The 22181-nt window shown below is 45.7% G+C and carries 18 protein-coding genes; 9 read left to right on the top strand and 9 right to left on the bottom strand.

Annotated features, from left to right (window positions below; translation table 11 throughout):
* Positions 1-45 precede the first annotated feature (45 nt).
* The 3 genes from pflA to ACQEXP_RS04740 all read left to right on the top strand — a co-directional run bounded on the left by pflA (position 46) and on the right by ACQEXP_RS04740 (position 2147).
* Entirely contained in the window at positions 46-786 is a 741-nt protein-coding gene (gene pflA, locus ACQEXP_RS04750; protein WP_138973308.1) for a pyruvate formate lyase 1-activating protein, read from the top strand.
* Between the two features lie 69 nt (positions 787-855).
* Complete coding sequence (locus tag ACQEXP_RS04745) at positions 856-1524, top strand: energy-coupling factor ABC transporter permease (protein ID WP_419723640.1); 669 nt, start codon at positions 856-858, stop codon at positions 1522-1524.
* Positions 1525-1646: 122 nt separating this feature from the next.
* Entirely contained in the window at positions 1647-2147 is a 501-nt protein-coding gene (locus ACQEXP_RS04740) for a YfbU family protein (protein ID WP_426968487.1), read from the top strand.
* A 55-nt stretch (positions 2148-2202) separates the two neighbouring features.
* On the opposite strand, the gene ACQEXP_RS04735 is transcribed toward ACQEXP_RS04740, so the two are convergent.
* Positions 2203-2958, bottom strand: coding sequence for a MipA/OmpV family protein (locus ACQEXP_RS04735; protein ID WP_426968486.1), 756 nt, complete (start codon positions 2956-2958; stop codon positions 2203-2205).
* Between the two features lie 361 nt (positions 2959-3319).
* Here ACQEXP_RS04735 and ACQEXP_RS04730 point away from each other — a divergent pair, with 361 nt between their 5' ends.
* The 3 genes from ACQEXP_RS04730 to ACQEXP_RS04720 all read left to right on the top strand — a co-directional run bounded on the left by ACQEXP_RS04730 (position 3320) and on the right by ACQEXP_RS04720 (position 8187).
* Positions 3320-5254 (top strand): PrkA family serine protein kinase, encoded by a 1935-nt coding sequence (locus ACQEXP_RS04730; protein WP_269375949.1) that lies wholly within the window; start codon positions 3320-3322, stop codon positions 5252-5254.
* Between the two features lie 113 nt (positions 5255-5367).
* Positions 5368-6639, top strand: a complete 1272-nt coding sequence (locus ACQEXP_RS04725) for a YeaH/YhbH family protein (RefSeq protein WP_269375950.1) — start codon at positions 5368-5370, stop codon at positions 6637-6639.
* A 9-nt stretch (positions 6640-6648) separates the two neighbouring features.
* A complete protein-coding gene (locus tag ACQEXP_RS04720) occupies positions 6649-8187 on the top strand; it encodes a SpoVR family protein (RefSeq protein WP_426968484.1) in 1539 nt (512 codons plus the stop codon).
* Between the two features lie 32 nt (positions 8188-8219).
* Here the strand turns inward: ACQEXP_RS04720 and kdsB are convergent, their stop codons facing one another.
* The 5 genes from kdsB to ACQEXP_RS04695 are packed head-to-tail and all read right to left on the bottom strand — an operon-like array spanning position 8220 to position 14167.
* Entirely contained in the window at positions 8220-8972 is a 753-nt protein-coding gene (kdsB, locus tag ACQEXP_RS04715; RefSeq protein ID WP_426968482.1) for a 3-deoxy-manno-octulosonate cytidylyltransferase, read from the bottom strand.
* Positions 8972-9151, bottom strand: coding sequence for a Trm112 family protein (locus ACQEXP_RS04710; RefSeq protein WP_138973315.1), 180 nt, complete (start codon positions 9149-9151; stop codon positions 8972-8974). The genes kdsB and ACQEXP_RS04710 overlap by 1 nt, the downstream gene beginning before the upstream one ends.
* Positions 9132-10142 (bottom strand): tetraacyldisaccharide 4'-kinase, encoded by a 1011-nt coding sequence (gene lpxK, locus ACQEXP_RS04705; RefSeq protein WP_426968480.1) that lies wholly within the window; start codon positions 10140-10142, stop codon positions 9132-9134. Before lpxK ends, ACQEXP_RS04710 begins: the two co-directional genes overlap by 20 nt.
* Positions 10143-10144: 2 nt before the next feature.
* Entirely contained in the window at positions 10145-11893 is a 1749-nt protein-coding gene (msbA, locus tag ACQEXP_RS04700) for a lipid A ABC transporter ATP-binding protein/permease MsbA (protein ID WP_426968478.1), read from the bottom strand.
* A 33-nt stretch (positions 11894-11926) separates the two neighbouring features.
* Entirely contained in the window at positions 11927-14167 is a 2241-nt protein-coding gene (locus tag ACQEXP_RS04695; RefSeq protein WP_426968477.1) for a DNA internalization-related competence protein ComEC/Rec2, read from the bottom strand.
* 8 nt (positions 14168-14175) lie between these two features.
* Here ACQEXP_RS04695 and ACQEXP_RS04690 point away from each other — a divergent pair, with 8 nt between their 5' ends.
* The gene (locus ACQEXP_RS04690) at positions 14176-14706 is read left to right on the top strand and encodes a DUF2062 domain-containing protein (protein WP_269375956.1); all 531 of its coding nucleotides are present in this window, start codon (positions 14176-14178) and stop codon (positions 14704-14706) included.
* A gap of 108 nt (positions 14707-14814) precedes the next feature.
* Here the strand turns inward: ACQEXP_RS04690 and lolE are convergent, their stop codons facing one another.
* The 3 genes from lolE to lolC are packed head-to-tail and all read right to left on the bottom strand — an operon-like array spanning position 14815 to position 17947.
* Positions 14815-16059: a lipoprotein-releasing ABC transporter permease subunit LolE gene (gene lolE / locus ACQEXP_RS04685; protein WP_426968476.1), complete on the bottom strand. Its 1245-nt coding sequence runs from the start codon at positions 16057-16059 to the stop codon at positions 14815-14817.
* Positions 16060-16746, bottom strand: coding sequence for a lipoprotein-releasing ABC transporter ATP-binding protein LolD (gene lolD / locus ACQEXP_RS04680; RefSeq protein ID WP_426968474.1), 687 nt, complete (start codon positions 16744-16746; stop codon positions 16060-16062).
* Complete coding sequence (lolC, locus tag ACQEXP_RS04675) at positions 16739-17947, bottom strand: lipoprotein-releasing ABC transporter permease subunit LolC (protein WP_426968473.1); 1209 nt, start codon at positions 17945-17947, stop codon at positions 16739-16741. Before lolC ends, lolD begins: the two co-directional genes overlap by 8 nt.
* Before the next feature lie 181 nt (positions 17948-18128).
* Between lolC and ACQEXP_RS04670 the strand changes: the two genes are divergently transcribed.
* Positions 18129-18695, top strand: a complete 567-nt coding sequence (locus tag ACQEXP_RS04670; protein WP_426968471.1) for a PilZ domain-containing protein — start codon at positions 18129-18131, stop codon at positions 18693-18695.
* An 11-nt stretch (positions 18696-18706) separates the two neighbouring features.
* The gene (gene mfd, locus ACQEXP_RS04665; protein WP_426968469.1) at positions 18707-22168 is read left to right on the top strand and encodes a transcription-repair coupling factor; all 3462 of its coding nucleotides are present in this window, start codon (positions 18707-18709) and stop codon (positions 22166-22168) included.
* The last annotated feature ends 13 nt before the right edge of the window (positions 22169-22181 follow it).

Here is a 22181-nt window from a genome sequence, read left to right as displayed (position 1 = left end):
TTTTGTAATAAAATAATGGCCAAATTACTAATACGAGATGAGCTCATGTCAACAATCGGTCGTATTCATTCTTTTGAATCTTGCGGAACAGTAGATGGACCAGGAATTCGTTTTATCGTCTTTCTGCAAGGTTGCTTAATGCGTTGTATGTACTGTCATAATCGCGATACTTGGGATACTCACGACGGTAAAGAAGTGACCGTTGAAGAGATCATCAACGAGGCGAAGTCATACCGACACTTTATGAATGCTTCCGGCGGTGGTGTGACCTGTTCAGGTGGCGAAGCCATGCTACAACCTGAGTTCGTACGAGATTTCTTCCGCGCAGCCAAAGCAGAAGGTATCCACACTTGTCTCGATACCAATGGTTATATCCGCAAACATACTGAAGTTATTGATGAAGTGTTGGATGCGACTGACTTGGTTATGCTTGACCTTAAGCATATGAAAGATGAAATCCATCATGACTTCATCGGCGTATCTAACAAGCGTACATTAGATTTTGCACGCTACCTGCATAAAATTGGACAGAAAACTTGGATTCGCTATGTAGTGGTTCCTGGTTATACCGATGATGAAGAAGCCGCACATATGCTGGGCGATTTTATTAAAGATATGGACAACATCGAAAAGGTTGAGTTACTGCCATATCACAAGCTTGGCGCCCATAAATGGGAAGCCCTTGGTATTGAATACCCGTTGGAAGGAACTAACCCTCCTTCGAAAGAGACGATGGACAAGATAGTATCAATCCTTGAGCAGTATCACTCAAACGTTAAATACTGATACCACTCGTTAAGAAATTCGTAAAAAATACCAACCTTACATAAGGTTGGTATTTTTTTTGAGGTTTTCGTGGCGCTGAATCAACTGTTTGCTCTTTCACTGGTACTGTTTTCCTGCTTTTTTGTCTGGAGAGATGTCGTGCGAGTATTAGTGCCGAAGCTAACTAGCGAGCGAACCTTTCAGCACGTCACTTTCGGCGTTGTGTTTGCTTTTTACCTTCTTTGGTCTGCCGACGCAGGAATAAAAGAAGGGCTTTCTATTCATTTTCTCGGACTTACCGTTCTGACTCTAATGTATGGCTGGCGCAGTGCCTACGCTATCTCGATGGTCGTTTCTGCATTAATGGCGCTGTTTGGCGAAATATCCTTTTACCAACTACCACAGTTCATGCTGTTGTCTTGTTTACTTCCAATTCTCATTAGCTATCTATTGTTTCTGGCTAGTTACCGTTTCCTCCCGCGTAACATTTTTGTCTTTATCTTTATCGCTGGCTTTCTCAACGGATGCTTGACTGGCACAACCCATTTAATTGTCAATGCCTATTATCTGCTTGCAGTAACTGACTACGATTGGGTCACGATTTACGATAACTACCTCGTCTTTACCCCTCTGCTCGCTTTTCCTGAAGGTCTACTTAATGGGATGACTCTGGCGATGTTGACGGTTTTCAAACCAGAACTATTGCGCGTCTTCTCGGATAGAGACTATATCTATAATCACTATCACCAAGACAAGTAAAAAATCTTACTCAATCTTTGTACTTTTGATATTAAATATGTGTTGAGATCATGTTTCAGTTAATCCGGAACAGATAACCTAAGCACATTAAAAATGTATTAGATTATTTTAGTGAGGCCACCATGGAAATGACCAACGCTCAACGTTTGATCCTATCGAATCAGTACTATTTGATGTCACAAATGGATCCTGAAAACGCAGCTAAATATCAACGTTTACAAACGATAGTGGAACGTGGATACGAGCTACAAATGCGCGAGCTCAATAAAGACTTTGGCTGTTTGGTTGACGCAGAGTGTCGAGAAATTATCGACATCATGGAAATGTACCATGCGATGCAAGAATCAAACAAAATGCTCTCTGAGGATGAGCAAAAGCTTGTTGACCAGCGTCGTCTAACTTTCTTAGGTTTTGATGCAGCATCTGAAGCACAGTTGGTTAACTACGTTCGCTTCCTAGTTGATTCTGAAGGGCTTTACCCTCAATTCAGCAAAGGAGAACATCATTTTAACGCGCAAATGCCTATGCTGGACAAATACCGCCGTATGCTAAACACATGGCGCAACTGCCCTCGTCAGTACCACTTGTGTGCCAATGAACTAAAGCAAATCTTTAGCGCTTAATTTAAAAAGGGCCGTTGCTTAGCAACGGCCCTTCTACATTTGATTGAGATGCCCCTTAGAACACGTAAGCAACCCCAATATTCGCAGAGGTAGTGACTCCACTCTCTATCAATGGACTACCCTCTATGTCCCCCTCAATATTGGTGTAACGTACACCGCCAGAGATACGAATACTCGGTGTAAGATGAAAGTAACCACTCGCGCCGATAAATATCTGTCCATCCCAATCCGCATCAAACTCCGTCAATCCCGAGCGCACAGCCTCAGCAGAACTCACGCCGTATAGGTGATTATTGAGACGACTACTGTTGTATGCATAACCAAGCGAAGGGGTGATTCCCCAGCCCCCTCTTCGGATCGGTAATCGCCAAGCCGTTTCGGCATAGACTCCATTGTGTCTATTTGCGATATCACTTCCCACGGTCGCTTCAAACATACCGATAAGCGTTATCGCTTGATAACTTACGCCACCTAACACTGTCGCTTTTCGTTCATCCACTAGCCTGATGTTGGGATCATTTGAATCTTCTGGCTTAAGCGTTCTCGGATCATACGCAGCGCGGAACACAATATTGTGAGGCGAACCTACTGGGAACAGTCGATAGCCAGCGGTAAATCCTCGTAAAAAAAGGTGCTCTCCTTCGTAACCAATAAGTGGAATCACCGTCTGGTTTGACGGTGTATCTTTGTAGACAGCGGGAGAGTAAGAAGCGGCTACTCCCAATGACCACTGAGAAATCTTCGCCTCGGCAGGTAAAGTGGTTATTGCAACAATGATACAAAAGCTTTTTAGCCACGATGGTTTTTGCATAGTAATCAGACTTTATATTGATAAAACATATTGGAATCAAATTATACAGAACAACATTCCAATAACAACCTTTGTGAGCAAAAAGTCGTCAGGCGACGTATAAATAAAAGAGAGCTTGTTTGTCATTCGGAGATAAATTTATCCGCCAAACATTATGCGCATTATTTATTTCTTTGCTAAATGGTTAATTTATCAACATTAGCTGATTAGTGGTCTGACAACTAGCCTCTGGTCACAAATTGCAATTAAACACATATTTTTTAAGCAAAATTCTAAAAACCAACTAGGATTAATAAAGAAAGGATTTGCTTTTCTATGCGGGTTTATTGTCAGGTTTGACAGGTTCAGAGGGGAATTCACCATGAGTATTTTCGACCATTTCCAAGCACGCTACGAAGCCTCCAAGGATGAGGAACTATCGCTACAAGACTTTCTAAGCCTTTGCAAAGACGATAAAAGTGCTTACGCCAATGCTGCAGAACGATTATTGATGGCCATCGGTGAGCCACAAGTCATTGATACTGCGCAGAATCCTCAACTCAGTCGTATTTTCTCGAATAGGGTCATTTCACGTTACGAGACCTTTAAAGATTTCTACGGTATGGAAGATGCCATTGAGCAAATAGTTTCTTACCTAAAACATGCGGCTCAAGGCTTGGAAGAACGTAAACAGATTTTGTACTTACTAGGTCCTGTAGGTGGTGGTAAATCATCACTGGCCGAAAAACTAAAATCATTAATGCAGCAAATGCCGATTTACGTACTTTCCGCTAACGGTGTACGCAGCCCTGTCAATGACCATCCATTCTGTTTATTCGATGTCACCGAAGATGGCGAATTACTTAAACAAGAGTATGGCATTGAGAAGCGTTATGTCCGCTCGATTATGTCACCTTGGGCAGCGAAGCGTTTACACGAATTTGGCGGCGACATTTCTAAATTCAAAGTGGTTAAAGTCAGACCGTCGATTTTAGATCAGCGTGCAATCGCGAAAACCGAACCTGGCGACGAAAACAACCAAGATATTTCATCTTTGGTGGGTAAAGTCGATATCCGTCAGTTGGAGCACTTCTCTCAAGATGACCCTGATGCATATAGCTACTCTGGTGCACTATGCCGTGCTAACCAAGGTCTGATGGAATTTGTTGAGATGTTCAAAGCGCCAATCAAGGTGCTACACCCTCTTTTAACCGCGACTCAAGAAGGAAACTACAACGGCACCGAGGGGCTTTCTGCATTACCATTTGACGGCATGATACTCGCTCACTCAAACGAATCTGAGTGGCAAACATTCCGCAATAATAAGAACAATGAGGCGTTTCTAGACCGTGTTTACATCGTGAAAGTGCCTTACTGTCTGCGTGTTTCAGAAGAAGTTAAAATTTACCAAAAACTTCTCGATCACTCTGAATTGTCGAAAGCCCCTTGTTCACCTAGTACTCTCGAACTGCTGTCCCAATTCAGTATTCTTTCTCGTCTAAAAGAGCCTGAAAACTCGTCCATCTTCTCGAAGATGCGTGTTTATGATGGTGAAACTCTTAAAGACACCGATCCAAAAGCGAAAAGTTACCAAGAGTACCGTGATTTCGCAGGTGTCGATGAAGGCATGTCAGGTCTTTCAACCCGTTTCGCCTTTAAGATTCTGTCGCGCGTCTTTAACTTTGATCAGACCGAAGTGGCGGCAAACCCGGTTCACCTCTTCTATGTAATCGAGCAACAGATCGAGCGTGAACAGTTCCCTCAAGAGACGGCAGAGCGATACCTAGAGTTCTTAAAAGGTTATCTAGTGCCACGTTACGTTGAGTTTATCGGTAAAGAGATTCAGACAGCTTACTTAGAGTCTTACTCCGAATACGGACAAAACATCTTCGATCGATATGTCACCTACGCCGACTTCTGGATTCAAGACCAAGAGTACCGCGATCCAGAGACTGGCCAATTGTTTGATCGTTCAGCATTGAACAATGAGCTGGAAAAAATCGAGAAAACAGCTGGCATTAGTAATCCAAAAGATTTCCGAAATGAAATCGTTAACTTCGTGCTTCGTGCACGAGCAAACAATAACGGCACCAATCCAGTTTGGACGAGTTACGAAAAACTCCGCACTGTGATTGAGAAAAAAATGTTCTCCAATACCGAGGAACTGTTACCAGTTATCTCCTTTAACACTAAAACCTCTTCTGAAGATCAGAAGAAACACGATGATTTTGTCGCCCGCATGATGGAAAAGGGCTACACGGAGAAGCAAGTTCGCTTGCTATCTGAATGGTATCTACGCGTACGTAAATCATCATAGCAGCAGTGTTTTAGCCCGTACTTCACCTGCCAGTCTATTTTATTCTGGCAGGTGTTAGGTGCAAGATTGATCCAGCCCTCGTTGCAGGGCTTGTATGAGATAAGGGGTGACTCATGGCGCAATTTATTGACCGACGACTGAACGGCAAAAATAAAAGTGCTGTAAACCGCCAGCGCTTTTTGCGCCGCCATAAAGATCAGATTAAAGAGTCTGTGGCGGATGCAGTAAATCGCCGTTCAATCACCAACACCGAAACCGGTGAAGATGTCGCTATTCCGCACAAGGACATCAAAGAGCCTGTATTTCATCAAGGCAAAGGCGGCCTAAAAGAACGCGTGCATCCGGGTAATGACCAATTTATCACCGGAGACAAAATCGAACGCCCTAAAGGGGGTGGTCAAGGGGGCGGTTCCGGAGAGGGGGATGCCAGCGCAGACGGCGAAGGACAAGATGATTTCGTTTTCCAGATTTCTAAAGATGAATACTTAGACATCTTATTTGAAGATCTTGAACTGCCAAACTTAGAAAAAAATCAGATTAATAAAATCACTGAATGGAAAACCCATCGTGCTGGTTATCAAACGGCCGGGGTTCCCGCTAATATCGCCGTAGTCAAATCTCTACAACAGTCTCTCGCGCGACGCACCGCCATGACAGCGGGCAAAAAAAAGATGCTACGTGAGTTAGAGGAAGAGCTCGACCGCGTAAAAATGTCAGAGCCAGCTCAGATGCTCGAAGAACAGCGTCTACAGAACGAAATTAAAGATCTGCGTCGTCGAATTGAAACTGTACCCTTCATCGACACCTTCGACTTACGCTTTAAAAACTACGAACGCCGCCCTATTCCTTCAAGTCAGGCTGTGATGTTCTGCCTGATGGACGTGTCCGGCTCGATGGACCAAGCGACGAAAGACATCGCGAAACGTTTTTATGTGTTGCTCTATCTCTTTCTTACGCGCACATATGAAAACGTCGATGTGGTGTTTATACGCCATCACACTCAGGCTAAAGAGGTCGATGAACATGAGTTTTTCTACTCCCAAGAAACCGGGGGAACCATTGTTTCAAGTGCATTAAAACTGATGAATGAAATTGTCGCTGAACGTTACCCTGTCGGTGAATGGAATATCTATGCTGCACAGGCTTCAGACGGCGATAACTGGGCCGATGATTCACCACGTTGTCGCGAACTTCTGACCAAACATTTACTGCCACACTGCCAGTATTATTCTTATATCGAAATTACTCGTCGTTCACATCAAACCTTGTGGCATGAGTACGAAAAACTCGAAGGGAGCTTCCCTAACTTTGCGATGAAAAATATTCGCAGCGTAGAGGACATTTTCCCAGTGTTTAGAGAGCTTTTCAGAAAAGAGACTGCTTAGGGAGGCCGTATGACAACAAAAACTAAAAAGCCAACGAAAAGCAAAGCATTACCGGACGGTCCAGACTGGACGTTCGATTTGCTTGAGCAATACCATGTTGAAATTAAGCGAGTGGCTGACCACTACAAACTTGACGCCTACCCTAACCAGATCGAAGTGATCACTTCAGAACAGATGATGGATGCCTACTCAAGCATTGGTATGCCCATCAACTATAATCACTGGTCATTTGGTAAGAAATTTATTCAAACCGAGCAAAGCTACAAACATGGCCAAATGGGCCTTGCTTACGAAATCGTCATTAATTCAAACCCCTGTATCGCCTATCTGATGGAAGAAAATACCGTCACTATGCAGGCTTTGGTCATGGCACACGCCTGCTATGGTCACAACTCGTTTTTCAAAGGCAATTACTTATTTCAGACTTGGACGGACGCGAGTTCTATCATCGACTATCTGTTGTTCGCTAAGAACTACATCGCTGAATGTGAGCAAAAATATGGAGTTAAGGAAGTCGAAGCGCTATTGGATTCATGTCATGCACTGATGAACTTTGGTGTTGACCGCTACAAGCGCCCTGAGAAAATTTCCATCGCGGAAGAGAAGTCCCGCCAAGAAGAGCGCGAAGCTTACCTACAGTCTCAAGTCAACGATTTGTGGCGTACCGTTCCCAAATCCAAGGTAGAACCCGACAACGAAAAGGTGCGCTTCCCCTCTGAGCCTCAGGAAAACATCCTGTACTTCATAGAGAAACATGCGCCATTGCTTGAGTCGTGGCAACGTGAAATCGTGCGCATTGTGCGTAAGATCAGTCAGTACTTCTACCCACAGAAACAAACCCAAGTGATGAATGAAGGGTGGGCAACGTTTTGGCACTATACGATCCTCAATCATCTCTATGACGAAGGATTAGTCACCGACCGTTTTATTCTTGAGTTTTTACATAGCCATACCGGCGTCGTCGCACAACCGCCATACAATAGCCCCTATTTCAGTGGTATTAACCCCTACGCACTCGGATTCGCTATGTTCCGCGACATCCGTAGAATTTGTGAAGAACCTACCGATGAAGATCGCGAGTGGTTCCCAGATCTTGCCGGAACAGATTGGCTAGAAGCGGTTCATTTTGCGATGAAAAACTTTAAAGATGAAAGCTTTATTAGTCAGTACCTTTCACCAAAGTTGATGCGTGACTTTAAGCTTTTTGCCATCGTCGATGATGATCGAAAAAATTATATCGAAGTGAGCGCCATTCATAATGACAGTGGTTATCAGGCGATAAGAGAAAAGCTCGCCGCTCAGTACAACCTGTCCAACCTGGAACCTAATATTCAGGTATTTAACGTAGATGTTCGTGGTGATCGTTCACTCACTCTACAATACGTTCCACATGATCGTATCCCTTTAGATGACAGCTATGAGGAAGTTTTAAAACACTTGTACCGTTTATGGGGATTTGACGTCAAACTGGAGGAATTAAAAGACAGTGGTCGCAGAGAGATACTAGGAACTTGTCCAAAGCGAAATGACTATGACGCGAAAATATAGAGGTTAAAAAGGCCCCCTCGGGGCCTTTTCTTTTATCGGTTAGCGATGATTTTTCTCACCACTTCAAGATCTTCTGGTGTATCTACACCCGCTGATGGCGCTTCTTTAGCAACTTCTACATGGATTTTTTCACCGTACCAAAGCACTCTTAGCTGCTCTAAACACTCAATTTTCTCAAGTGCGGTAGGTTGCCAATTGATGTAAGTATTGATAAATCCAGCACGGTAAGCATAAATACCAATATGACGCATTAGAGGTTGCGCGATACTCTTTGCGTCATTAGCAAAATTATCGCGATCCCATGGAATCGTTGCACGGCTAAAGTACATCGCATACCCGTCTTTATCCGTCACCACTTTTACCGCGTTTGGATTGAACACTTCCGACTCATGGTCGATTTCTACCGCTAGCGTCGCCATTGGCGCTTCACTACTGGCTAAGTTGCGTGCAACTTGAGTGATAATACTTGGTGGGATTAATGGCTCATCACCCTGAACATTGACGATAATGTGATCATCAGGAATTGCCATTTTTTCAACGACTTCAGCAAGGCGTTCTGTACCCGATTCATGGTCTGGCGAAGTCATGCATACTTCACCACCAAACGCTTTAACAACGTGCTCTACGCGGCTATCGTCTGTCGCGACAATCACCTTATCTGCACCCGCTTGGATCGCTTGCTCATACACCCATTGAATCATCGGCTTACCGCCAATTTCTGCCAGAGGTTTACCTGGCAGGCGAGTCGATTGATAACGTGCTGGGATAACAACCGTAAATGACATTATCTGCCCTCGTCCATTGAGATATTGCGCGCTTCTGGTTCAAGAAGCACTGGGATTCCCTCTTTGATAGGATAGGCTAAACGATCCAGTTTACACACTAACTCTTGCTTTTCCTTATCGAACGCAAGCTTACCTTTACATACCGGACAGGCAACAATCTCAAGCAGACGGTGATCCATATTTTTCCTTAACCTCTTTAATCATATTTAAAATACGCGCTTCATCACTTGGACTAAACACTGCGCTAACGGGCAGATACCACCAATTATCTTTCGCGTAGCTCGCGCATTTTACTGCATCTTTCTCAGTCATAATCAGATGTTTGCCTTTATTGGCAAGCTGCTCTAATTCTGACGGTTCAAAATCTTTATGGTCAGCAAAACCCTGTTGGTAGATAGGCTTTGCTCCTAAACTTTCTAGCGTTTTAAAAAACCTTGGTGGATGACCGATTCCTGCCATCGCGACTAACTGCTCTCGAATAGAAGCAATATTTGCTCGTTGACCCGTTTTTAAGTTTATCACTTGATCTGGTTCGAGCGTCATGGCCGCCTCGCCTTCTAACGCTTTTCCACCATTTGTGATGATGAGGTCGACTTCAGCCAAACGTGCGACGGATTCTCGTAATGGGCCCAAAGGCAGTAATGACTCGTTGCCAAATCGCCTAACGCCATCCACCACCACGATTTCAATGTCTCGCTCAAGAGCGTAATGCTGCAAACCATCATCCGTAATAATGATATCGACACCCATAGGAAGCAACGCGTTTACCGCTTCACTGCGTTTCGGGGACACCGCAACCGGTGCTCCGGTTCGCTTAGAAATCAACTTCGGTTCATCACCACAATGTTGAGTTGGGGTATCATAGCCAACAACCAATGGGTATGAGGGCGCTTTTGCACCATAGCCACGAGAAACCACACCGGGCTTATAACCTAACGCTTGTAGTTGCTCCACCAGCCAAATCACGACCGGAGTTTTACCATTTCCCCCTGCCGTAATGTTGCCAACCACGACAACAGGCACAGGAGCTCGGTAGCTTGGTTTAACATTAGACTGATATTTGATGCGACGGGAACGGCTTATAACCCCAAATAACTGGCTTAATGGCCACAAAAGTGGCCATAGGAGATATTTGACAGGGTGGTTTTCGAACCAGATTTTCTCAATCAAGATTACGCACCAAACTGAATACGATGCAGCTGCGCGTAAGCACCGTTTTTCTCGATTAAGTCTTGATGACTGCCTCGTTCGACAATCTCACCTTCATCGACAACGAGAATTTCATCTGCGCTTTCGATCGTAGACAGTCGGTGAGCGATAACCAATACCGTTTTATCTTTTTGCAGTTCATCAAGCGCAGACTGGATAGCCTTCTCAGACTCGGTATCCAACGCTGACGTTGCTTCGTCCAGAATCAGTACTGGCGCATCACGTAACAATGCTCGAGCGATCGCGATACGCTGACGTTGACCACCAGATAGGCTGGCACCATTTTCACCAATAACCGTATCTAAGCCTTCATCCATCTTTTCAATAAAGTCCATCGCGTAAGCCAATTTGGCTGCGTGCTCTATCTGTTCACGGCTGTATTTATCTGTTGCCGCATAGGCAATGTTATTTGCAATAGTGTCGTTAAACAGGTGCACGTTTTGCGAAACTAACGCGAAGTGTGAACGCAGATTGCTAAGTTGATAATCACGAATATCATGCTCATCGAGACAGATGCTACCAGCGTCAACATCGTAGAAACGGGTAAACAGGCTTGCGATAGTACTCTTGCCTGAGCCAGAACGACCAACCAAGGCGACCGTTTTTCCTCGAGGAATTTTAAAGCTGACATCGACTAACGCAGGTTTTTCTTTGCCTTCGTAAGTAAAGGTCACTTCCTTCACTTCAATATCACCGCGGGCACGTTCAACCTGATATTTACCATTATCTTGTTCGGTTTCAAGATCCATTAATGCAAATAAAGTCTGGCTCGCCGCCATACCTCGTTGAAAATCAGACGTTACGTTTGTCAGTGCTTTGAGAGGACGCATCAGACCAAACATCGCAGAGAAAACTACGGTAAATGTGCCTGGAGTCAGTTCAGAGCGAATAGAATCAACACTTGCAAGAAACAGGACAACAACAAGTGCAATAGAAGCGATAAGCTGTATCACTGGGTTTGCGATGGCTTGAGCGGCAACTAACTTCATTGACTGCTGGCGCATCTGATTGCTTACAGCATCAAAGCGCTCGCTTTCGATCTTCTGACCACCATAGCTCAATACGACTTTGTGCCCTTTTAGCATCTGTTCAGCTGACGAAGTGACATGCCCCATCGCTTCCTGCATATTCTTTGAGATCTTACGGAAACGCTTAGAAACAACACCAATACCCCAAGCAACCAGCGGAGCAACTACAAATAGCACCAGTGACAACTGCCAACTGTTCCAGAACATCAGTACCAAGAGACCAACAATACTCGCACCTTCACGGACAATACTGACCAATGCACGGCTAGTTGCACCTGCTACTTGTTCAGAGTCGTAGGTAATTCGAGAAAGAAGACCACCCGCCGACTCTTTATCAAAGTAGGTCACGGGCATGTGCATAAACTGATTGAAGATCGAACGTCTCATCTCCATCACCACATTGCCAGAAACCCAGCTCAGGCAGTAGGTCGAGACAAAGCCACTTAGACCGCGTATCACCATCATGCCGAAAATGATCAGTGGCAATATGCGTAAGAAATTAGATTCTGCGTTACCAAAACCTTCATCTAGAAGAGGTTTAAGCAGAGAGACCATGTAAGTATCAGCAACCGCATTAATGACCAATGCGACAACGGCAACCGCTAGACCTGCCTTGTATAGGCGAATATAAGTCCACAAGCGTTTAAAGGTTTGCCAAGTAGTTTCGTCTTGATTCAGAGACATAGAAATGCTTATTTTTCTTTTACAATATTGCGGTTATTCTACTCCCTTACGTAGCATCTGCCTATACCAAGTCCCCCCTTTCAACCACCTAAGTGCGCTTGTCTGGGTGTGATCTGGATAAAATTCGACCGTAATTTGACCATCATTGGCGGTATCTAGCCATGTTACGCCTGCATTTTCATATCGGTGAACGACTTGCTGACTAGGTAAATCCCAACGTCCATTTTTGCCGACAGAGGCAATCGCAATATCCGCTGACACCGCATTGATAAACGGCAAAGTCGAAGAGGTATTACTGCCATGATGAGGGACAACAATAATATCCGCAGTAAGGTTGTCGATCTGGCGTAGCAACAACCATTCGGTTACCGAATCGATATCCCCCGTGAGCAGCACACTTTGTCCTTGTATAGTATGCGTCAGCCTCACTACACAGGAGTGAGCATTAAAGGCACGCTCGACACTCTTTGGCGGCCACAATGCTTCAATTTCGATCTCTTGCCATTGCCACTTGTTCCCAGCGATACATTCTTGTCCTGAAGCAAGTCGTTGGCTGCTGATAAGGTTTTCCGGTTGCCAAGAATCTTGTATCTCCATCCAACCACCCACATGGTCATTATCGAAGTGGCTGAGAATCAAAAAATCGACGTTCTCACTCCCGCTATACCTGATATAAGGAGAGACAATTTGCTCGGCAAAACTTGAGTTATTCCAGGCCGCCCCCGTATCGTAAACAAGCACACTCTTACCTTGTTGCACCACGATAGCGAGCCCGTGCCCAACATCCAAGGCGGTCAACTTCCATGTAGGCGCTGGCGACCAATCGATGACACCCAAGGTAATAACACCGAACACTAGCAGAAGGTTTCGTCGCCTTACGACAGTGATAACAGGCGCCACTACCACCGTAATAATTAGCCATTTTAGCTGTGTATTTGATAGGTTAAGCCAACCCCAATCAGCATTAGCAATCATCCAACTCACTGGGAACAGGCTGCCATCGACAGCCCACCATAGCCATGATGTGCTGTCTGCCAACAACGAACCTAGCAAAGCGAGAAAGGCCAAAGGCATCACGACAAAACTAAACCAAGGCACAAACAACAGGTTATAAATCACCGAGCCAATACTGATCCCCTGATATAGGTAAGCCACTAACGGTGCCATGGCAACGACAAGCAGTAACTGGAGTCTAAATAAGCCCTCAAGCCAGTTTTGCTTCTCCCTTACCAAAGAACGATTCAGCATAATAATGGCGACAGCATACATAGACATCCACAAGCTACGGCTTAACACTGAGAATGGTTCTATCGCGACCAGACAAGCGAATACAAGAAGCCAACGATAACTGCTGGGCAAACTACCCGACCGATACTGGGTCACACTCACTAAGCAGCACATCAGCCAAGCACGTTGAGTGGGAATAGAGAAACCCGCTAACCATGCGTAGCACCATGCAAGCAGCAACCCCAAAAAAACGGGGGTCCAGCGCAACGAAGCGCCCACTCGCATCGCTACCAGCCCAAGTGACCAACCAAAAGTAAATACAATCGCGATATGCAGGCCAGAGATTGAAATTAAATGACTTAAACCACTTTGTTTAAGTTGCTGCCAGGTTTGAGCAGAAATCTCATCGCGTACACCAAAGATCACCGCTAAGATCATGCCTCTGAATTCACGACCTGCTAAATGGCGGCTTATTTTATCTAGCAGGCGAGTTCTCAGTGATTCTCGGGAGATGGCATAGTAGCCGCGCTTACTATTTATCGACAGTGACGCCACTATCGATTGCTCAAGCGCGTATTTCTCAGCATCAAACCCAACTGAGTTCATCAATCCATAAATTGCGCTCACTTTTACACTGGCTGAAATCACATCTCTCGGTTTTAGCTTGATCGGCCCCTTTAACCTCACTTTCGGGCGCGTTAAACTGGTCAAAGCTTGGCCATTGATTGATCTAACTATAACTATGCCTTGAAAGCCGTAGTTTATTGGTTTAAAAAGGCTGTCAACATCAGCAGTTATGGTAATATCCTGACCTGCTTGAAAAAGCATCTCTGTTTGATATCGCAGTAGGTTGCCGTGCAATAGGATGACGACACACGCTAAGGCTATTCCTGAACAATATCTGGCTTTTCTATACTTGAAGGAAGCAAGCAACACAGCCAGAGGAAGCAGCAGATAATGCCAACTGGGCATGCTGAACCAGTAAGGGCTAGTCGTGATTAACAAAGAGAACGAAATTAGCGTCCAATAATTTAAGTAGAGAGTCATATTCCCCTATGCCAAGAAAATTTATTAAACGCTTTATGCCTGACCACGAAGTAATTAAGCGTCAAAAGGCACTAAAGATTTTTGGCAACGTGCTTTACAACCCTAACCTATGGTGTCTTAACCGACGTTCAGCCGCTGGTGCCTTTGCTGTAGGGTTATTTATGGCGTTTGTTCCTCTGCCAAGTCAGATGATCATGTCAGCAGGTCTCGCGATCATGTGTGGCGTGAATTTACCCCTCTCTGTTGCACTCGTTTGGGTCAGTAACCCTGTAACCATGCCCGTTCTGTTCTACTTCGCGTATAAGATTGGCGCGTGGGTAATGCGCGTCCCACCTCAAGACTTTCATTTTGAGCTTTCTTGGGAGTTTATTCTCCACCAGATGACCACTATTGGTCCTCCATTCCTACTAGGCTGCATGATCTGTGGCGTCGCCTCAGCGATGGCCGGCTACTTTGGTATCAAAGCCCTTTGGCGTTATTCGGTTGTACGCAGCTGGCAAAAACGAAAAATCAGAATAAGTGGCTTGTTGAAGAAGTAAACTGGCGATGTACAATTGCGCAGGCCAGATTTGGCAGACATGTAATTGAGATGTCGAATGGAATAAAAAAAGGACCAGTAGGTCCTTTTTTGTTGCTTTGATTTTGCATTATTTTGAGCTCAGTACCGCCGCGGGATTAAGCTTACTCGCTCTAGAGGCTGGATACCACGTCGCCAGCAAACTCAGCACCACCGCCGTCAACGACACCAATGCCACATCTGAGACATTGACCTGTGAAGGAAGAAAGTCGACAAAGTAGATATCACCGGACAAGAATTGATGACCAATTAACGCCTCCAGTGCAGTAATCATTGGCGTCAAATTAAGCGCAACGAGAACACCAATAACACTACCAGCCACACTACCGAGAACACCAGAAAAGACACCTTGCCAGACAAATATACGTTTAACCAGACCATCACTCGCCCCCATGGTACGCAAAATGGCGATCTCGGCGGCGCGATCTTTAACCGCCATCATTAATGTCGAGACGATATTAAAGCTGGCAACACCAATGACCAACACCATCACCAAATACATGATGGTTCTGACCAACTGAATGTCTCGATACAAGAAGCCATACTTCTGCTGCCAACTGCGCAGATAAACATACACATCTAAGGTATTGCCCGCTTCTCTTACAATTTGCGTTGCTTGCAATACATCGGTGACACGAACTGAAACACCACTGACGCCATCACCCAACTTGGCGTACGCCTGAGCATCTTCGAGTGGAATCAATGCCAAATTGTGGTCGATTTGACCATTTAACTTGAGTAGTCCAGCGACCTTAACGCGCACACGCTTTGGAGCCTGAACCTTAGTTGTCACGCCGCTTGTGGGGATCATTAGCGTCAGATAATCCCCTTGTTTGACTTGCAACAAGTCCGCGACACCTTGACCTAAAATGACCTGTTGCTGGTTAGGCTTGAATGCTTGCCAAACTTGGGCATCGATAAACGCGTTGAGATTGGAGACTTTACTCTCTTGATGAGGGTCAATCCCTCGGACCTCTATCGCCTTGAGTTGCGTTCCTTTCTCGGCAAGAGCGGTCAGCTTGACGTAAGGAGCGGCAGCTACAATTTTTGGATGTTTTTCAGCTTGTGTAACCACATTGTTCCAATTACTTAGCGGGCCTTTTACCCCTTCGAATTCACCATGTGAGATCACCGACAAGACTCGGTTATTGAGCTCTCGTTCAAAACCATTCATCGCCGAAAGGCCAATGATAATAACGGCCACTCCGACGGCGATACCAATGGTCGACGACAGTGAAATAAAAGAAACCATTTTATTTCGCTGTTTGGCTCGACTGAATCTCCCACCGATAAATAACGATAATGATGAAAACACTTAGACCCCCTCTAGATTGAGTAGCAGGCCATCTTGCATGTGTAGCTGGCGATCCATTTTGGCCGCAAGTTCACCATCATGAGTGACGACTAGGAAAGCCGTCTCTGATTCTTGATTCAATTCGCGCATCAAATCGTAAATGGCTAGCGCCGTGGAATGATCCAGGTTACCCGTCGGCTCATCAGCCAATACCAACGCAGGGCTGTTCACCAGTGCACGAGCAATCGCTACGCGTTGGCGCTCGCCTCCTGACAGTTCAGCGGGACGGTGCTCTAAGCGGTGGCTCAAGCCAACTTTATCAAGCAATGCTTTAGCAGCCAGTTTTGCTTGGCTGACTTTTACGCCTCCAATCAATAAAGGCATCGCAACATTTTCAATCGCACTAAAATCAGACAACAAATGATGAAACTGGTACACAAATCCTAAGTGCTGATTACGCAGTTTGGCTTGATGGTTGGAGCTAAGCTTAGCGAGATTATGGTCAAGAAAGGTAACATGCCCTTCTGTCGCATCGTCGAGCGCACCAAGAATGTGTAACAGAGTACTCTTCCCCGAACCGGACGTACCGATAATTGAAGCTAGCTCTCCTCTAACTAATTCAAAGCTGACACCCTTTAATACTTGAGTATCAAACGCTCCCTCATGATAGGTTTTACACACATTGTGGCACTTGAGAAGGTTACTCATATCTTAAAGCCTCAGCTGGTTTTACAGAAGATGCGCGGTAGGAAGGAAACAACGTTGCGGCAAGGCTTAGCGCGATTGCCAACACCACAACAACGACAATCTGAGTCGGATTAATCAATATGGGTAACTCCCCTCCAATAGAGAAAAGAGCCACTCCCGCGCTATCAAGGATTTGGTTGAGGTTACTGGCCAGAGCGATACCAAACGCCCCACCGATCAAAGCACCAATCACACCACTACTTGCACCTTGAACCATAAAAATGGCGAGCACCTGGCGGTCGGTCATACCCTGGGTTTTGAGAATTGCCACTTCCGCCTGTTTTTCCATCACCACCATAATCAAGGCGGAAATAATATTGAATGCCGCAACACCTATGATCAGTCCCAACATCAAGCCCATCATGTTTTTTTCCATGCGAACTGCTTGGAATAGCTCACCGCGTTGGTCTCGCCAATCCTGCCACTTCCAACCTTGAGGCATCGGCTGTTCTGCTATATCTGCGACGACAAAAGGGTCATTAAAAAACAAACGCCATCCGGTCATAGCATCGTCATTCAAACGCATTAACTTACCCGCGTCTTGGATGTGGGTCAGCATCAACTGGCCATCAACGTCGGAACCTGTGTTATAGATGCCAGCGACAGTAAACAATCTCTGACTAGGTATACGTCCAAGAGGCGTAAACTGACTGGCACTTGTGACCATTAGGCGCACCTTATCGCCAATCGTCACATCCAAAGATCTCGCCAATGTGTGTCCAATGAACAGCTGATATTTCCCCGCTTGCAAATTGGCTAATCGCCCTGCAATAAGGTGCTGTTCGATCGGATCATGTTCAGAAGGTTTAATGCCTATCAGTAACCCAGCGCTCAATTGACTGGCGCTTTGTATCACCGCTTCACTTTGTACTATCGGTTCTGGGTGCCCAGCATCGGAGAGCTGGGTGATAAATTCGGGAGGCGTCGAGCTGTACTCCGTCGCGCCAGCCGTTTGCGAGACAATCGCTTGTGGTAACACACCTAAAATGCGCCCTTTAAGCTGAGCTTCGAAGCCATTCATTACCGATAAAACGGTAACCAAAGACATCACACCAATCGTGATACCTGCGGTCGACATATAGGAGACAAATCGACTAAACCTATCACCGGATCGCCCGCGCAAATAGCGTAACCCGATAAAGGTAGAGACTGGATGAAACATAGTAGAAACCAAAGTTAGAGTCTAGGGACCTAGTAATAGTCGTTTACTCTACCGATTAATTGAGGTCGGTTGTAGTGTTTAATTGCCAATTAGTCGTTAAAATATGTAATAAACAAAGGGATACCTTGATTAGTTGTCAGGTATAACGATAATCAATGCTATAAAGCATAAGGAATCGAGCATGTCTGACCAAGAGTTCTTTACCGTTAATCACACCATCACTGTTAATATTGAGCCATTGGCAGACAACGAATCGTTGCCAAGCGCAGAAAAATTTGAAGCGGAAATCCCCGCACCTTTCATCGTCGCCAGTGAGTTCAGCAATCTCGACTTACTCAATGACAATGCACGTGGTGAACTTAAGAACAGCGAATTCAAACATGTCATTCAACTGCTTGATACTCAAAATTCTAAGTTGAATTTACTCCTTACATTCATGTTGTCACAGCAAGATGATGCCACGCTGCGTCATCACACCCATTCATTTGGTGCGAGTCAGTTTACCTATATGTCTGACTCCGTGACTAAGCTTGGCACAACGCTGCGTATAAAGATGTTTCTCGATCATCCTGCTGCGGCAATTTATTGCTATGGCCATGTTGCCAACATTGAAACCAATAGCGATACCCACTTAATCACTGTTAAGTACGATCGACTTAGAGACATTGACCAAGACCTGCTGATTAAAGCCGCGCTATACCAACAGCAGAAACTGCTTCGCCAGCGTTCACTAAACCGCGACAAATAACGACTTTCACTATGTCTAACACATCTTTACTTAATCTCGCATGCCCAGATGGCGTAGGAGACAAAAAACAGTTCGGAAATCTGCGTGGTGCCAGTTTGGCACTCGCCATCGCAGAGCTAGCAGAGCGTCATGGTGCCCACACATTGCTGGCGGTACCTGATCCGCAAACAGCTCTGAAACTGCAACAAGAGATTGAACAATTCTCTCGTCATGAAGTTGCCCTTTTCCCTGACTGGGAAACGCTGCCTTACGACAGTTTTTCGCCTCATCAGGAAATCATCTCTGACCGAATTTCCCGCTTGTATCAACTACCGACACAGACATCCGGCATCACCATTGTGCCTGTCAGCACGTTGCTACAACGTCAGTCTCCACGAGAGTTTCTGTTGCAACATACCTTAATGGTTAAAGTGGGCGACTTGTTCTCGTTAGAGAAGCTGAGACTTCAGCTGGAAAAATCCGGTTACCGTAATGTCGACCAAGTCTTTGGTCCTGGTGAATACGCGAGCCGAGGGTCGATTCTCGATCTGTTCCCTATGGGCTCAAGTGACCCATATCGTATCGATTTCTTTGATGATGAAATCGATACGATTCGTACGTTCGATCCTGAAAATCAACGTTCGATTGAAGATACTAAGGAAATCCGTCTGTTACCCGCTCACGAATTTCCGACCTCTGAATCTGCAATTGAAGACTTTCGTATTCGCTGGCGTCAACGCTTCGAAGCGCGCCGCGAACCTGAGTCCGTCTACATGCAGGTTTCGAAAGGCACATGGCCTGCGGGCATCGAATATTGGCAGCCCCTGTTCTTCGAACACACCGAAACTCTGTTTGATTACATTCCCGAAAATAGCTTACTAGTGACCGTCGGTGACTTAGAATCGGCGATTGATACCTTTTTGACCGATGTTGACTATCGTTACGATCAGCGCAAAATCGACCCACTGCGCCCACTGCTGCCACCGCAAGAACTTTGGCTGCAAAAGGATGAACTCTTTAGTCAATTCAAACAGTTACCACAAGCCAAACTATTTGTTGATCCTGTCAGTGAAAAACAAGGGCGATTCAATCCAAACATCGCACCATTACCTGAATTAGCGGTTCAGCATCAGAACAAAGAACCCATGGCTGCCCTTCGCCAGTTTAGCGAGTCCTTCAAAGGAAAAGTCGTCTTCTCTGTCGAATCCGAAGGTCGCCGTGAAGCCTTACTTGAGCTATTACAACGAATAAAACTACGCCCAGAACCCGCTGAAAATTTTGAGCAGGCACTGAATAGCCCAGCCAAATTCAGTTTTATCCTAGGTTCCTCAGAACACGGGTTTGTCTATGGTGATGATCAACTCGCCTTAATCTGTGAAAGCGATTTACTCGGTGACCGTGTCATTCAACGTCGCCGTAAAGATCGCAAAGTCACCAATAGCGATGCGGTCATTCGCAACCTTGCTGAACTGCAAACCGGTCAACCTGTCGTGCATATCGACCACGGTATTGGGCGCTATATAGGCTTGCAAACCCTCGAGGCAGGAGGGATGACGACTGAGTACGTTACCCTTGAATACCAAAATGAAGCTAAGCTTTATGTGCCAGTGGCATCACTCAACCTAATCAGCCGCTATTCAGGCGGTGCAGAAGAGAGTGCCCCATTGCACAAACTGGGTGGTGAAGCGTGGGCTAAAGCGCGTCGTAAAGCTGCAGAGAAGGTGCGTGATGTCGCAGCGGAGTTGCTTGACGTCTATGCAAAACGTGAACTCAAACCGGGCTATAAATTTGCCTTAGACCGTGGTCAATACGCCACTTTCAAAGCAGGCTTTCCGTTTGAAGAAACCGATGATCAATCGATGGCAATCAATGCGGTACTTTCAGATATGTGTCAGGCAAAAGCCATGGATCGTCTAGTGTGTGGCGACGTAGGCTTCGGCAAAACTGAAGTTGCCATGCGCGCCGCCTTTGTCGCTACGGACAACGGAAAGCAAGTGGCAGTCTTGGTTCCAACCACTCTGCTCGCTCAGCAACACTTTGAAAACTTCCGTGACCGCTTCGCAAATCTACCGATACGTGTTGAAGTACTGTCTCGCTTTAAAACCGCAAAAGAGCAGAAACTCGTATTGCAAGATATCGAGGACGGTAAAGTCGACCTAGTGGTCGGTACCCACAAACTGCTCTCCAACGATATTAAGTTTAAAGATCTTGGTCTGCTAATCGTTGATGAAGAGCACCGATTTGGTGTTCGTCAGAAAGAGAAGATGAAGGCGATGCGCGCTGACGTCGATATCTTAACTCTGACCGCCACACCGATTCCACGTACCCTCAACATGGCGATGAGTGGTATGCGTGATCTGTCCATTATCGCAACGCCACCCGCAAGGCGCCTAGCAATCAAAACATTCGTCCGCCAAAGTGATGATGCGGTGGTGAGAGAGGCGGTACTGCGTGAGATTATGCGTGGCGGTCAAGTGTACTTCCTTCACAATCAGGTCGAGACGATTGAAAAGGTAGCGGCTGACTTAGAAAAACTGGTTCCAGAGGCTCGTGTCACCGTCGCACATGGACAAATGCGAGAACGTGAACTGGAACGAATCATGAACGACTTCTACCATCAGCGTTTCAACTTGTTGGTGTGTACCACGATTATTGAAACGGGCATTGACGTTCCAACAGCCAATACCATCATCATGGATCGTGCCGATAACCTTGGTTTAGCTCAGCTTCATCAGTTACGCGGACGCGTTGGTCGATCTCATCATCAAGCGTATGCTTATCTCCTCACGCCACATCCCAAAGCGATGACGAAAGATGCGGTCAAACGTTTGGAGGCGATCGCTTCGCTTGAGGATTTGGGCGCAGGCTTTACCCTCGCCACCCACGACTTAGAAATCCGCGGCGCAGGTGAACTACTTGGAGATGAGCAAAGTGGTCAGATTCAGTCTGTCGGTTTTACCTTGTACATGGAGATGCTGGAACAAGCAGTAGAAGCGCTCAAGGAAGGGAAAGAACCGTCACTTGATGAATTGCTGCGCGAACAGACTGAAGTCGAAATGCGTCTACCGGCACTGTTGCCTGATGACTATATTCCCGACGTCAATACACGCCTCTCTATGTATAAACAGATAGCGAGTGTCAGCAGTGACGATGAGTTAGGCGAATTGAAGATTGAACTGATTGACCGTTTTGGTCTGTTGTCGGAAGCAACTCAAAATCTACTCTCAGTCGCACAACTTAAACTGAAAGCAGCATCACTAAAAGTGAAGAAAATTGAGGCTCACGATAAAGGGGGCTTTATTGAATTCTATCCGGATGCTGACATTAACCCTATGTATTTGGTTAAACTATTGCAATCTCAGCCACAAAAATTCGCAATGGATGGACCAACTAAGTTCAAGTTTACGATACCATTAGTGGATAGACGCAAACGCATTCAATTTGTTAATGACATGCTGGGCGAGTTCCAGCAGAATCTATTACCTAAGGCTTGAGTGTTCACAAAAT

This window comes from Vibrio sp. TRT 1302, from assembly GCF_050113875.1.
Taxonomy (GTDB): Bacteria; Pseudomonadota; Gammaproteobacteria; order Enterobacterales; family Vibrionaceae; genus Vibrio.
The sequence above is the reverse complement of the archived record's forward strand: the minus strand, read 5'-3'. Positions and strand labels throughout refer to the sequence as shown.